Raw genomic sequence first — 14,091 nt, forward strand, 5'->3', positions numbered from 1 at the left:
GACCTCGTCACAGAAATGTCGCCAGCAGCGCCAACAGGAAGAACAGCACCGCGCCGACGAAATAGGCCGGTGGCAGGAAGGCCTTCGCGTCGAGCGGCTCTTCGTCCCGACGCCGCCCGTCGTCTCTCTTCGTCATGACGTCGCCCCTCGCCGTTGGACGTTCCCGACCCACACACCGACGTCAGACGTCGACACGACGGCGGGTCCGGTCTCGTCCATCACGAAAGCTGACGAACACGGTCTCGATCGCCCGGGTTTCTTCCGGAAACTCCGAACGAACACGATGGATCGCATCGCGCACCAGCGGCTCGGCGATCCGATCGACGCGATCGAAGTTCACGGTGGTCGGACGGAGCGGATCGTCGAGCACCACGTCGGTGTCCTCACCCACGAGAGTCCTCAGTCTGTCGGTCAGCGTCTCGTTCATCGTCTGCCTCCTTCATGGTCGAAAAAAGGTCCCTGCCCCGGCGATCCGCTCCTCGCCGGGGCAGGGCGACCGCACCGTGGCGGCCGGTTCTCGGCTCGGCACCGAGCGAGAGATCCCCGTGAAACGGACACCTCTGCGCGGCGGCTCCCGGGGGGCGGGAAGCCGAGAACGCGTGTCGCACCGTGTCCGCGACGTCCGTCGCCGACACCTGCGATCCGAAAACGTTCACCCTGCATCTTCATCGAACCGGGCCAGTGTCTCGCGCAGGATCCAACGCACGTCGTTGGTTCCCGGTAGAAACACGTCACCGGCCGTTGCGGTTCCACCGACGGCGATCGTCGAACCGCCGAACGAGTGGGCGACGCCCGCCAGGTCCGGTTCGTTCGCCGGTGCGCCGACGAGGAGGGGAATGCGCTCGAGATGCGCGTCGTCGTCGAGCAGCCGCGCCAGGGCGGCCGCCCGGCTCTCGCAGACGAAGGAGATTCGCGCCTCCGTCCGCTCGAGACGCCCCCGGAAGACCGCCGGCGCCAGGGCCACCGCGTCGCGCACGATCGCCCGCGCCTCCGCGCCGCAGCCGGCATCGGCCGTGTGCGCCAGGACGATCGTCAGACCCTCGTCGCGGATCTCGAAATCGGGAAGGCCGACGACGCGCGCCTCGAGGAGACGCCGCACCGGATCGAGGTCGGCCGCGAGGCGTCGCCGCGTCGTCCGGCCGTCCGCCCCGCGCGTCTCGAGGCCGCCGCAGCCGCACCCCGGCAAGCGCAGGGGGGGGCATCAGACGATCCACCTCGTTCAGGGGACGGTCGGAGAAGACGACGACGCCACCGCCCGATCGTTCGGCGAGCGCGGCGAGAAGACGCGTCGTCTCCTCGACGGCCTCGTCCGACCTCGGCGGCTCGTCGCAACGCGCCAGAGCCTCCTCCGGCACGACGACGAACAGCCGATGCCGGATCGTTCCGAGCAGAGACCGAAGGGCCTCCGCCGTGGCGTTCGCCGAAATCGGGGTCGCCGCGCTCATGGACGACATTGTCCGACGAGGGCGGCGTAGGCGGCACCGAATCCGATCAGCGAATAGAGATCGGTCGTGTCGTTGCCGCGCGCCGATCGCGCCGTCACCGTCAGTTCGCGCCCCGCCTTCAGGGCGGCGAGGAAGTCGTCCTCCTGTCCGTCGTCGCGCAGCCAGGCGTTCTCGCCCTGGGCGACGAGGGCGAAGGCCCGATCGCCGGTCGACGCCCGATGCTCGGTCGATGCCAGGTGATAGCCGAACTCGAGCGATACCTCGGTCCGTTTGGCGCCGCGCACGAGCGTCACGAAGAGGTGGCCGGGATCGCGCTTCAGGTCGGGGGGAAGTCGCACCGTCGGTGCGGAGACGACATAGCAGAGCGTCTTGCCGTCGGTCGCGGCTTCGACGGCCTGCCACGCGCCCGATGTCGTCAAGATCTTCTGCGCCGCACCGACTTCGCTCGCGGTCGAAAGACATATCGCCGCAGCAATCCACGGAATGATCCGTGAATTCAAATATCGAACTCGAATTAACTGCATCATCTCACGTCTTCTTGCGGATCATATTGGCAAATCAGCGCCGAGACGACACCACGATCCCGCCGATCAAGTCAATGTAAAATTGGCTTAACATCAATGTTAAGCGTTATTTACATGGAAATACGCTGATCTTTACGCGGTTCGGATGGTGAAATACATTTTCGCGGCGATGGCGACGGCGAAGGCCCGATCGCGGCTCGCGGCAGGCAATGGACGATCACGATGCGCGACGGTTCCAGGACGACATTCCGACAGACGACACTGGCGACGGTGGTCGGCGCCGTTCTCATTCTCTTCGTCGCCGTCGTCGGTTCCCGCGTGGCCGTCTACATGCAACGCGGCACCGAGGCGGCGCTGATCCAGCGGTTGGGCGAAGTCTATCTCGACGGCCTGTCCGCCGCCGTGGCCCCGCACGCCCGCGTCGGCCGCGAGAGCGACCTGCGTGCCGCTCTGGAGCGCGTGGCGCGCTATCACGACGGCGTCCGCGAAGTCCGCATCGTCGTCCGCAATGCCGAAGGCATCGTCCTGGGCGATCTCACGCGCGACGAGATCGCCGCCGCGGCACCGCTCCCGGCCCTGACGTCGGAGCTCGTCCTGTCGACCACCTCCGATCGCAACCGCGTCTGGATCCAGCGCGGCCTCGAAGGCTCCGACGACATCGTCCTGTCGGCGCAGCTCGATCTGAAGCCGATCCGCGACGAAGGGCAGCGGACCGATCTCAAGTCGTTCGTCGTCAACATCGTCCTGGCGCTGAGCTTCGCACTCGTCGGCCACCGGCTGATCGGGCGCCTGCTGCGTCCGATCGGGCTGCTCGAACGCGCCCTCGAACGCGCCACCGACGGCGAACCGAAGGCGATCGACCTGCGCGGCGAGGCGGTCACCAGCCCCCGCGTCCGCCATCTCGTGGCGACCTACAACCGCATGGCGGCGGCCCTGCGCGAACGCAGCCGGGCGCGGATCGCCGGCGCCGAATACCTCAGGACCGCGGCCCTCGGCCGGCTGGCGGCGACCGTCGCGCACGAGGTGAGAAACCCCCTCGCCGGCATGTTCAACGCCGTCGACACCGCTCGCCGCTTCGCCGACGATCGGGAGACCGTCGCCGGCTCGCTCGCGCTGATCGAACGCGGCCTGCACGCCATCGGCACGGTCGTCGACCGGACCCTGTCGTTCCATCGCACGCCGGTTCACGGCAACCCGCTCGCCCCCGTCGACGTCGCCGATCTCGAGAAGCTGGTGGCGCCCCTCGCCGCGCGCCGCTCGGTCGCGCTCGACTGGCGGACCGACCTCACGACCGCGGTGCCGGTCGACTGCGCGCTGGTGCGCCAGATCGTGCTCAATCTGGCGATCAACGCCGTCCAGGCGGCGCGCAGTCCCGGTGCCGTGTCGGTCGTCGTCACCGCGGTGGCGCGGCGGCTGGAGATCACCGTGACCGACGACGGCGACGGGCTTCCCGAAGAGACGGTCCGCCGCCTGGAGGGGCTGGACCTCGACTGGCTCGACACGACCGAACAGGGGATCGGCCTCACCGTCGTGGTACGGGCGGTCGCCTCGCTCGACGGCACGATCGAGGTCCGACATTCGGCCACCCCACGCCGCACGACCGTCCGGCTGGCGATTCCGCTGCCGCCGGTGCTCGACGAAGAGGCGAAGTCATGAGCGAACGCCCCACCATCCTGGTCGTCGAGGACGACGCGATCCTGGCGGAATCCCTCGTCACGCGGCTGCGGCTCGAGGGCATGGAGCCGATCGCGGCGGGCAGTTGCGCCGAGGCGCTGGCGCTGCTCGACACCCGCGGCTTCGATGCCGTGGTCAGCGACATCCGCCTGCCGGACGGTTCGGGCGAGGAGATCTTCTGGTCGCAGCCGGCGCGCTTCGCCATGACGCCGACGATCTTCACCACCGCCTACGGCGAGATCGAACAGGCGGTGCGGCTGGTCCGGCTCGGGGCGGTCGACTATCTCGCCAAACCGCACGACGTCGGCGAGCTGGTCACGCGGCTGCGCCGCGTCACCGGCATGGACCGTCGCGCCGCCGGGCCGGACGACACGATCTTCGCCACGTCGCGCCGGATGGCGGAGGCCGTCGAACTCGCCGATCGCGCCGCCGCGACGCGCCACAACGTCCTGCTCGTCGGCGAACCCGGCGTCGGAAAGCGCCTTCTCGCCGAACGGATCCATCGACGTTCGGCCCACGGCACCGCCGCCCGCTTCGTCGAGATCGACGGCGGCGCCCTGACGGCCGATCGGGGCGAACGTCTGCTCTTCGGCGTCCGCGACGGAACCACGGCCGAGATCGACGGGCTCCTCGACGAGATCGGCGACGGCACCCTGTCGATCTCCCGCATCGAGGACATTCCGGCCGAGGCGCGCGGGCGGCTCGCCCGTTTCGTCGAGACGCGGCGCTATCGTCCGATCGGCGCCTCGGTGGAACGTCTGTTCGAGGGGCGGATCGTCGGCACCGCGACCGCCTCGAAGATGGATGCCGACGGCGGCGAACATGCCGACTTCTTCGATCGCTTCGCGACGATCGCGATCCGCGTGCCGCCGCTCTGCGAGCGGCCGCAGGACATCCGTCGGCTCGCGCGCCACCTTCTCGACGCCGAGACCGCGACGGCCGCAGACGGGCCGACCGAATTCTCGGGCGACGCGCTCGCCGCGCTCGAGGCGTACGACTGGCCCGGCAATGTCCGCGAACTGCGCAACCGCATCGTCCGAGCGGCACTGACCCGTCGCAGCGGCCCCATCGAGGCCGCCGATCTCTTCCCCGATCGGTCGGTCGACGACCAGCCCCAGGAACTCCGGCTCGACGCCGCCCGCCGCGACGCCGAGCGTCAGGCGATCGAGGCGGCGCTGGCCGAGAACCAGGGCAGGATCGTCGAAACGGCGAAGGCCCTCGGCGTGTCGCGAGTGACGCTGTGGTCGAAGATGCGGCGCTTCGGCATCGCCAAGCCGTGAGGCCCGCCCGAAGGAGGCGCCGGAGGACGCCCGCCGTCCACCGGCGAGCACCCCACGAACGACCGACGGCCATCGGCGCAAATGACGCATTGCCGGAACGTAAAATATGATGTTTCGTATATTTCATCATATCGTGTGATTGCGGACCGACGGCGTTCCCGATCCATGGGACGCCACCCGGCGTCTCGCCGCCTCGCCCGTCTCCAACCCGCACCGCTTCGTCGCGGGAATCGGCATCGACATCCGCCACGCCCATGGAAAGGCACCATCCGCGGCGTTTTGCGTATGACTATTTTTGAAATTCATCCTATCGTGACCTCGAACTCGGAGAAACCCGATGCGTCGCCTCCTCGCCATCCCCGCCCTGCTCGTCCTCGCCACGGCGCCGGCCTTCGCGCATTTCCAGGAGATCATCCCCTCCGCCGACGTGCTGTCGGACGGCGGTGAGGTGAAGCTCGATCTGGTCTTCACCCATCCGATGGAGCGCGGGCCGGTCATGGAAATGGCTAGGCCGAAGCGGGTCGGCGTCGTCTGGCAGGACAAGACGACCGATCTCGCCGCCGCCCTCGCCGAGAAGAAGATCGACGGCAAGACGACCTGGACGGTCTCCTCCAAGCTCGACAGACCGGGCGCGGCGATCTTCTTCGTCGAGCCGCAGCCCTATTGGGAACAGGCCGAGAAGAAGTGGATCGTCCACTACGCCAAGGTGATCGTCGACGGCTTCGCCTCGGGCGAGGGCTGGGCGACGCTCGTCGGCCTGCCGGTCGAGATCGAGCCGCTGTCGCGTCCGACCGGCCTGTGGACCGGCAACCTCTTCCGCGGCCTCGTCCGCGCCGAGGGCAAGCCGGTGCCCTTCGCCGAGGTCGAGGTCGAATGGGCGAACGACGGGTCGGTCAAGGCGCCGAACGAGGCCTTCGTCACCCAGGTGATCAAGGCCGACGCCAACGGTGTCTTCGCCTATGCCATGCCGCGCGCCGGCTGGTGGGGCTTCGCCGCCCTCGTCGACGGACCCGACGCCAAGGGCCCGAAGGGCGAGGCCGCCAAGACCGAACTCGGCGGCCTGATCTGGGTGAAGGCGACCGACATGGGCGCCGCCGCCCCCGCCCCGGCCAAGTGAGCGGAGCGCGAGACCGATGGCCCACATCCCCGACGGCGTCCTCTCCGCACCCGTTCTGATCGGCGGCGCCGTGCTCGCCGTCGGGGGGCTGGCCCTCGGCCTGCGTCGTCTCGACGAGGCCGACATTCCGAAGACGGCGATCCTCGCCGCCGTCTTCTTCACCGCCTCGCTGGTGGCGGTGCCGCTCGGCCCGTCGAGCATCCATCTGCTGCTCTCCGGCCTGATGGGGCTGGTGCTCGGCACCCGGGCGATCCCGGCCGTCTTCGTCGGCCTGCTCCTCCAGGCGGTGCTGTTCGGCTTCGGCGGCCTGACTTCGCTCGGCGTCGACGTCGTCGACATCGCCTTTCCCGGCGTGATCCTCGGCGTGCTGGCGCGGCCCTGGCTGGCGTCGGCCTCGCCGGCGCGGGTCGCCGCGATCGGCGGCGGCGTCGCGGCGCTGGCGGTGCTCGGCACCGCCGGTTGCGTCGCGACCGCCCTGGCGCTGTCCTCGGCCGACTACCTGCCGAGCCTGCGCATCGTCGCCCTGACCTACGTCCCGCTGGCGCTCGTCGAGGCGGTCGTCACCGGCTTCGTCGTCGCCTACCTCACCAAGGTGAAGCCCGAGGTGCTCGGCCTTCCCCCGGTTCGGGAGATCTGAGATGAACCCGACGGCCCCCCTCCGCCGCCCCCTCGCCGCTCTCGCCGTGGCGCTCGCCCTGATCTTCACGGCACCGGGCAGCGCCGAGGCCCATCGCCTCAAGATGTTCGTGACGGCGGAGGACGGCGAGATCTCCGGCTATGCCTTCTTCATCGGCGGCGGCCGGCCCGAAGGCGTCGACTTCGTCGTCAAGGACGCCAAGGGCGCGGAAGTCTTCCGCGGCAAGACCGACGATCAGGGCAACTTCCGCTGGCGCCCGAGCGTCGCCGCCGACTACGCCATCACCGTCGATGCCGGCGACGGCCACTGGATCGAAGGCACCATCGCCGCCGATCGGCTGGGGTCCGTCGCCACCGCGGAGACGCCCGCCGCGCCGACACCGGCATCCGAGGCCACCGCTCCGGCCGCGAGCCCGATCGCCACGGCGTCCGCGCCCGCCCTCGCCTGCCCGGCGCCGATCGATCCGGCGGCACTGGCCAAGATCGTCGAGGCTCAGGTCGACAGGGCCGTCGCCCGCCAGCTCCGCCCGTTGATCGAAGCCTACGATCAAGCGGAAGGCCGCATCCGCCTCAACGACGTGATGGGCGGCATCGGCATGATCGTCGGCCTCGCCGGCGCCGGCCTGTGGGCGACGTCCCGTCGCCGCCGCGACGGAGGGACCGCATGAGCGACGCCGTCTTCTGCGGCTGCGAGGCCGACGCCCGCCCCGTCCTCGACCGGCTCGACGCCCGCGTCCGCATCGTCGCGACGCTGGCGACCGTCGTCGCCCTCCTGGCGATCCGCTCGCCGCTCGTCCTCGCCGGCCTTCTGCCCGTGGCGCTCGTCGCGGCGCTCGCCTGCGGCGTGACGCTGCGCGATCTCGCCGGCCGCCTCGCCCATGTCGAGGGCTTCCTGATCGTCCTCGCGGTCCTCCTGCCGCTGACCGTGCCGGGACCGACCTGGGCAGCGATCGGCCCGATCGAGCTCTCGCGCCCCGGCCTCGACCGGGCGATCCTGATCCTGCTCCGGGTCAATCTCGCCGCCACGGCGATCCTGATCCTCGTCGCCGGGCTCGAGCCCATCCGCCTCGGCCACGCGCTGGCGCGGATGGGCGTGCCGGAGAAGCTCGTCCACGTGCTGCTCTTCACCGCCCGCTGGGTGGCGCTGGTGCGCGAGGAGGCCCGCCGTCTCCACGACGCCCTGCGCGCCCGTGCCTTCCGCGCCACCACCTCGCGCCACGGCCTATCGACGCTCGGCCATTTCGTCGGCCAACTGCTGGTGCGCGCCTTCGAGCGCGCCGAACGGGTCGACGAGGCGATGCGCTGCCGCGCCTTCGCCGGCCGCTTCGCGCTGGTCGCGGAGGAGCGCGTCTCCGCCTATGATGCGATCTTCGCCGCCGGGCTCGCGTTCGGCCTCGCGCTCGCCATCCTGGTGGACCGACTGATTTGACCGCTCTCTTCGATCTCGCCGACGTCACCGTCGAACGCGCCGGCCGCCGCGTGCTCGACCGCGTCAGCCTCCGCCTCGAGCCGGGCGAGCGCCTGGCGCTGATCGGGGCGAACGGCGCCGGCAAGACGACGCTGCTCAGAACCCTCGTCGGGCTCGAACGGCCGATCGAGGGCCGGATCGTCGCCTTCGGCGCAGAACGCAAGGTCGAGAAGGACTTCCGCGAGGTCCGCGCCCGCGCCGGCTATCTCTTCCAGGATCCCGACGACCAGCTCTTCTCGCCGACGGTGATCGAGGACGTCGCCTTCGGTCCACTCAACCTCGGACTTTCCCCGCGTGAGGCGACCGCCCGCGCCGAGGCGACGCTGGAACGCCTGGCGCTCGCCCATCTCGCGCGCCGCATCACCCACCGGCTCTCGGGCGGCGAGAAGCGCCTCGTCAGCCTCGCCGGCGTGCTGGCGATGGAGCCGCACGCCCTCCTCCTCGACGAGCCGACCAACGCCCTCGACGAGACCCATCTGGCGCGGCTCTCCGGGATTCTGGCGAGCCTCGACGTCGCCATGGTGATCGTCAGCCACGATCGCCACTTCCTCGAGCACCACGCCACCCGCGCCTTGGCGCTGAAGGACGGGCGACTCGCCCCCGCGGCGCTCCACCGCCACGTCCACGTCCACGATCACGTCCACATCCACGGCGTCGACGACGAGCACGAGCACCGGCACGACGGCGACGACTGATCCGGGCGCGACGCCTCCCTCCCCCGTCGAGCGGCCTTTTCGCCGCGCTTTCGGCCGCATCTGCGCGCGCCGCGCGGCACATTCGGCCAAGACGATGCGCATTCCCCGTGACACTCTGGCGCACGATCGCCTCGTGCGACGGAAAGTGTCGCAGCCTGCGACAGAAATGCCGAAAGCAGTCGCAAAACTGATCTCGTCACTCGCAAAAGCCGATTCCGAGAAGTCGTCGAACCGTCCATTCACCACCTCGAGACGTTCCGGATCGATGATTTGACAGAACCGGTTATGCTCGGTCAGACATAATAGTAGATCGTGCGAATTACCTTTCGGGGCCCGACGGGATTGAATCCAGGCATCCGAGGGACGCGCCACGTCGGGTCGACGTGGAAAAGATCGAACCCTCGATGGGCAAGCCGAGACGGGAGTCCGACATGGACAAGATTCTTCGCATCAACATGACCGATCTGACCTACGCGATCGGTCCGGTTCCCGAGGCCTGGGCCGGCCTGGGCGGCCGCGCTCTGACGTCGACCATCGTCGCCGCCGAAGTCCCGCCGACCTGCCACGCCCTCGGTCCGAACAACAAGCTGGTCTTCGCGCCCGGTCTCCTGTCGGGCACGGCGGCCTCGAACGCCGGCCGCTTCTCCTGCGGCGCCAAGAGCCCGCTGACGGGCGGCATCAAGGAGAGCTCCGCCGGCGGCACCTCCTCGCGCATCATCGCGCGCCTGGGCTTCAAGGCGATCATCGTCGAAGGCCAGCCGGCCGGCGACGGCTGGTACTCGCTGATCATCGGCAAGGACAGCGTCCAGTTCGTACCCGAGACCGAGACCCTCGGCGTCGGCACCTTCGGCGTCGTCGAGAAGGTCGCCGAGCGCTACGGTGAAGACTACGGCGTGATCACGCTCGGTCAGGCCGGCGAACACCTGATGGCGATCTCCAACATCTCGGTGAAGGACCCCGAGGGCAAGATCCGCAGCTTCGGCCGCGGTGGCCTCGGCGCCGTCATGGGATCGAAGAAGATCAAGTACATCGCCATCAATCCGGAAGGCGTCTCCAACCTTCCGATCGCCGACAACGCCAAGTTCAAGGAAGCCAACCGCACCTTCACCAAGACCCTGCAGGACCATCCGGTCTCCGGCCAGGGCCTGAAGAAGTACGGCACCGCCGTTCTGGTGAACATCATCAACGAGGCCGGCGGCCTGCCGACCAAGAACTTCACCGCCGGCCAGTGCGAGCATCACGATCTCATCTCCGGTGAAGAGATGTACGACCGCATCGTCGCCCGTGGCGGCGAGCCGAGCCATCCCTGCTCGCCGGGCTGCCAGATCCAGTGCTCGCAGGTCTACAACGACAAGGACGGCAAGTACCTGACGTCCGGCTTCGAATACGAGACCCTCTGGGCGCTCGGCGCCGACGGCATGATCACCGACCTCGACGTCTGCGCCGAGATCGACAATGTCTTCGACGACCTCGGTGTCGACTCGATCGAGACCCCGGTGATGTTCGCCGTGGCGATGGAAGCCGGTGTCCTGCCCTGGGGCGACGGCAAGCGCATGCTCCAGATCCTGCACGAGGACATCGCCAAGGCCACGCCGCTCGGACGTCTGCTCGGCGCCGGCACCGGTGCGGTCGGCCGTGCCTTCGGCCTCACCCGCATCCCGGTCGTCAAGAACCAGGCGATCCCGGCCTACGACCCGCGCGCGATCAAGGGCATCGGCGTCACCTACGCGACCACCACCCAGGGTGCCGACCACACGGCCGGCTACGCCATCGCCACCAACATCCTGAATGTCGGCGGCAAGGTCGATCCGCTGCAGAACGAGGGTCAGGTCGAACTGTCCCGCAACCTGCAGATCGCCACGGCGGCTGTCGACTCGACGGGCCTCTGCCTGTTCATCGCCTTCCCGGCGCTGGACATCCCGTCCTGCCTCGCCTCGGTGGTCGAGATGCTGAACGCCCGCTACGGCATCGCGCTGACCGGCGACGACGTCGTGGCTCTCGGCAAGCACGTGCTCAAGGTCGAGCACGAGTTCAACCTGGCCGCCGGCCTCGGGCCGGAGACCGATCGTCTGCCCGAGTTCTTCGAACTCGAGCCGCTCACTCCCCACAACGTCACGTGGGACATGAATCCCAAAGAGCTCGAGTCCTTCTGGAGCTTCTGAGGGAGGAATGCGCAGTCGACTTACCCCTGCCGGAGCAACACGGGCATGATGATCACGATCAAACTGTTCGCGACGTTCCGGCAGGGGCGTTTTCGGGTCGCCGAGCGCGACGTGGCCGAAGGTACGACGGTGGCCGACATCCTGAAGTCCCTCGACATCGAGGAGGAGGAGGTCGGCACCCTGTTCGTGCGCGGACGCCACGTCGAACCCGACCGGGTGCTCCAGCCCGGCGAGGCGCTGGCGATCTTCCCGCTGGTCGGCGGAGGCTAGGTCATGGGCTTCGAAGCCGACGAGACCGAGCGCTATGCCCGCCACATCGTGCTGCGTGACGTCGGCGGACCGGGACAGCAGAGCTTCAAGGCCGCGCGCGTCCTGGTGGTCGGAGCCGGCGGTCTGGGATCGCCGGTCCTGCTCTATCTCGCCGCCGCCGGCATCGGCACCATCGGCATCGTCGACGACGACCGCGTCTCGCTCTCCAACCTCCAGCGTCAGGTCGTCCATCGCACGGCCGACGTCGGACGACTCAAGGTCGAGAGCGCCGCCGAGGCGATCGCCCGCATCAATCCGCATGTCCGCGTCGAGGCTTTCCCTGTCCGTCTCGATGCGTCCAACGTCACCGAGATCGTCGGCGCCTTCGACCTGGTGGTCGACGGCGTCGACAATTTCGAGACCCGCTTCCTGGTCGCCGACGCCTGCGAGGCCGCCCGCAAGCCCCTCGTCACCGCCGGCGTCCTCACCTTCTACGGCTGGGTCACCGTGCTGAAGCCGTGGGAGACCGGCCCCGACGGCCGCGCCAACCCCGCCCTCGCCGACATCCTGCGCCGCCCGGCCGAAGGTCGCATGCAGACCTGCGCCGAGGTCGGCATCCTCGGCGTCGTCCCCGGCGTCCTCGGCACGCTCGCCGCCACCGAGGTGCTGAAACTCGTCGCCGGCATCGGCGAACCGCTGATCCGGCGGATGCTCAACGTCGACCTGCGCGACATGAGCTTCGACATGATCGACTACGAGCGCGGCGACGACGACGGAGGCCCGCCATGACCGAGGCGCCCACCGCCCCCGCAACTGTCGACATCGTCGGCTTCATGGATCTGGCGACGCTCTTCCGCGCCCGCGGCTGGACCTCGCCCCATCGCCTGCCGCTCGAGGCACCGATCGACGGGCCGACGCTGCTGCGCCTCCTCGACGTCGACGCCGCCGCCGTCGAGTGCCTCTTCGTCAACCACTTCGCCCATGGCGTGGCGGCGGCGGTGATCCGCCCCGGCGACCGCGTCGCGCTGGTGCCGCCCGGTGTCCCCGGCCCGCACCGCTACAGCCTCGGGATCTGGCAGAAACCCACGACCTGAGGCCCCGCCCCGCCCGACGCCCCGAAGACACGACGCGGACCGATCGAGGCCGCGAGCGTGAAGACCGTGACGCCACGAAAGCAAGAACCATGAAGATGGAAACGCCCGAAGACATCGCCCTCGACGTGCTCGACATCTGCGCCAACTGCGACCAGTGTCGCGAGCTGCTCGGCGAGGCGCCCTGCCAGTTCTTCCCGCGGCTCTACATGCTGGCCGACCGCAAGACCGCCGGCGGCGAGGCGCCGACCAGCCGCGAGCTGCTCGATCTGATCGACCTGTGCAACTCCTGCGGCCAGTGCCCCTGCGCACCGATCCAGACCCGTATCCGCGAGTCCAAGGACGGTTTCGTCGCCCGCGACGGCATGCCGCTCGGCGTCCGTCTGGTCGAGAACGTCCGCCTCGTCGGTCGCCTCTGCGGCACCATGCCGAGCGTCGCCAACGCGCTGATGAAGACCGAGCCGGTCGCCGGCTGGCTGAAGAGCGCCTTCGGCATCCATCCCGAACGGCAGATGCCGAAGATCCCCGAGGAGAGCTTCGACGCCTTCGCGAAGCGCGAGGGGCTGACCGACCATGTCGAAGGGAACGGCCGCAAGGTCGCCTATTTCGTCGGCTGCACGGCGCGGCACTATTTCCCCGAGGTCGCCATCGCCACCGTCGCGGTGCTGCGCGCCAACGGCATCGGCGTCTGGGTGCCGCCGCAGGAATGCTGCGGCATGCCGACCTATCTCGAGGGCGACCGGCCCTTCACCTACCGCCTCGCCGAGCACAATCTCGCGGTCCTCTCGGATGCGATCGACCGGGGCTACGACGTCGTCACCGCCTGTCCCACCTGCAGCTTCGCCTTCAAGACGGCGCTGGCGCGCGGCGCCCGCTTCGCGCCCGAACGCCGCACCAAGATCGTCGCCATGCTGGCGGAGGAAGGCGGCGACGTCGGCAAGGTACGAGACCGTCTGATCGCCGAGACGCTGGCGCCGACCGGCCACGCCGGATCGGCCGCCGCCGACTTCCACGAGACCTGGGTGATCAACCACATCGCCGTCCACGAGCACGCCGGCGAAGGCATCGACGACGGCTATTTCTCCGACATCGACGCCAATCTGCGCATCGCCGTCGCCTCCCACACCTGGGAACTCGGCGAATATCTGCGCGCGCTCGCCGCCGAGGGCGCCTTGAAGCCGGTCGACGGCATCCCGCAGGAGAGGCTCGGCTATTTCCCGCCCTGCCACCTGCGCGAACAGGACATGGGCCGGCCCTGGGCCGAGCTTCTCGCCGAGATGCCGGGTGCCGCGGTCGAGACCGTCGGCCGTGCCGACGACTGCTGCGGCCTCGGCGGCATCATGGGCTTCAAGAAGACCTTCCACCACGCCTCGCTCGCCATGGGGCGCGGGCTGATGGCGCGGACGGCGGCCGCGAACCCCGACCGCGTCGTCACCGAATGCCTCGGCTGCCGCGTCCAGTTCAACCAGATGCAGCCGATCCCGGTGAGCCACCCGGTCGAGATCCTCGCCGCGGCTTACGCGGCGGAGAAGGTGGGCGAGAAGGCGTGAGAGAAAGCCCGGCGCAGCGGCGCCGGGCCTCGTGCTCGTGGCGAGACGTCTCTGATCTTCACCCTGTTCGGCTTCATGCTGAGGTGCCCGGCCGAAAGGCCGGGCCTCGAAGCACGAAGCCACGACGGGCGGTGCCACTCGGCCCTTCGCCCTTCGAGGCCCGGCGTTGCCGGGCACCTCAGGATGAAGGGCCTCCGCAC

The 14,091-nt window shown here is 69.3% G+C and carries 16 protein-coding genes; 12 read left to right on the top strand and 4 right to left on the bottom strand.

Annotation, left to right across the window (positions count from 1 at the left end):
• Positions 1-7: 7 nt before the first annotated feature.
• From ACT53U_RS03545 to ACT53U_RS03560, 4 genes are all read right to left on the bottom strand, one after another.
• Positions 8-136, bottom strand: a complete 129-nt coding sequence (locus ACT53U_RS03545; protein WP_476152772.1) for a hypothetical protein — start codon at positions 134-136, stop codon at positions 8-10.
• 45 nt (positions 137-181) lie between these two features.
• Entirely contained in the window at positions 182-427 is a 246-nt protein-coding gene (locus ACT53U_RS03550) for a hypothetical protein (protein ID WP_476152773.1), read from the bottom strand.
• Between the two features lie 225 nt (positions 428-652).
• Positions 653-976 (bottom strand): hypothetical protein, encoded by a 324-nt coding sequence (locus ACT53U_RS03555; protein WP_476152775.1) that lies wholly within the window; start codon positions 974-976, stop codon positions 653-655.
• A gap of 465 nt (positions 977-1,441) precedes the next feature.
• Positions 1,442-1,972: an invasion associated locus B family protein gene (locus ACT53U_RS03560; RefSeq protein ID WP_476152777.1), complete on the bottom strand. Its 531-nt coding sequence runs from the start codon at positions 1,970-1,972 to the stop codon at positions 1,442-1,444.
• 219 nt (positions 1,973-2,191) lie between these two features.
• Between ACT53U_RS03560 and ACT53U_RS03565 the strand changes: the two genes are divergently transcribed.
• From ACT53U_RS03565 to ACT53U_RS03620, 12 genes are all read left to right on the top strand, one after another.
• A complete protein-coding gene (locus ACT53U_RS03565; RefSeq protein ID WP_476152779.1) occupies positions 2,192-3,625 on the top strand; it encodes a sensor histidine kinase in 1,434 nt (477 codons plus the stop codon).
• Positions 3,622-4,923 carry a sigma-54-dependent transcriptional regulator gene (locus ACT53U_RS03570; protein ID WP_476152782.1) on the top strand — a complete coding sequence of 434 codons (1,302 nt, stop codon included), beginning with the start codon at positions 3,622-3,624 and terminating at the stop codon, positions 4,921-4,923. The genes ACT53U_RS03565 and ACT53U_RS03570 overlap by 4 nt, the downstream gene beginning before the upstream one ends.
• Before the next feature lie 337 nt (positions 4,924-5,260).
• Entirely contained in the window at positions 5,261-6,040 is a 780-nt protein-coding gene (locus ACT53U_RS03575; protein ID WP_476152783.1) for a DUF4198 domain-containing protein, read from the top strand.
• 16 nt (positions 6,041-6,056) lie between these two features.
• Positions 6,057-6,677: a cobalt transporter CbiM gene (cbiM, locus tag ACT53U_RS03580; protein ID WP_476152784.1), complete on the top strand. Its 621-nt coding sequence runs from the start codon at positions 6,057-6,059 to the stop codon at positions 6,675-6,677.
• Between the two features lies 1 nt (position 6,678).
• Positions 6,679-7,344 (top strand): cobalamin biosynthesis protein CbiM, encoded by a 666-nt coding sequence (locus tag ACT53U_RS03585; protein WP_476152785.1) that lies wholly within the window; start codon positions 6,679-6,681, stop codon positions 7,342-7,344.
• Positions 7,341-8,105, top strand: coding sequence for a cobalt ECF transporter T component CbiQ (gene cbiQ, locus ACT53U_RS03590; RefSeq protein WP_476152786.1), 765 nt, complete (start codon positions 7,341-7,343; stop codon positions 8,103-8,105). The genes ACT53U_RS03585 and cbiQ overlap by 4 nt, the downstream gene beginning before the upstream one ends.
• Positions 8,102-8,839, top strand: a complete 738-nt coding sequence (locus ACT53U_RS03595; protein WP_476152788.1) for an energy-coupling factor ABC transporter ATP-binding protein — start codon at positions 8,102-8,104, stop codon at positions 8,837-8,839. Before cbiQ ends, ACT53U_RS03595 begins: the two co-directional genes overlap by 4 nt.
• Before the next feature lie 431 nt (positions 8,840-9,270).
• Positions 9,271-11,001 carry an aldehyde ferredoxin oxidoreductase C-terminal domain-containing protein gene (locus tag ACT53U_RS03600; protein ID WP_476152789.1) on the top strand — a complete coding sequence of 577 codons (1,731 nt, stop codon included), beginning with the start codon at positions 9,271-9,273 and terminating at the stop codon, positions 10,999-11,001.
• Positions 11,002-11,046: 45 nt separating this feature from the next.
• Positions 11,047-11,271: a MoaD/ThiS family protein gene (locus ACT53U_RS03605; protein WP_476137903.1), complete on the top strand. Its 225-nt coding sequence runs from the start codon at positions 11,047-11,049 to the stop codon at positions 11,269-11,271.
• Positions 11,272-11,274: 3 nt separating this feature from the next.
• Positions 11,275-12,039, top strand: a complete 765-nt coding sequence (locus ACT53U_RS03610) for a HesA/MoeB/ThiF family protein (protein WP_476152791.1) — start codon at positions 11,275-11,277, stop codon at positions 12,037-12,039.
• Positions 12,036-12,344, top strand: a complete 309-nt coding sequence (locus ACT53U_RS03615) for a hypothetical protein (protein WP_476152793.1) — start codon at positions 12,036-12,038, stop codon at positions 12,342-12,344. Before ACT53U_RS03610 ends, ACT53U_RS03615 begins: the two co-directional genes overlap by 4 nt.
• Before the next feature lie 95 nt (positions 12,345-12,439).
• Positions 12,440-13,891 (top strand): heterodisulfide reductase-related iron-sulfur binding cluster, encoded by a 1,452-nt coding sequence (locus tag ACT53U_RS03620; RefSeq protein ID WP_476152795.1) that lies wholly within the window; start codon positions 12,440-12,442, stop codon positions 13,889-13,891.
• Positions 13,892-14,091 lie beyond the last annotated feature (200 nt).

The sequence above is a fragment of the Pinisolibacter sp. DMC19 genome, from assembly GCF_056313985.1.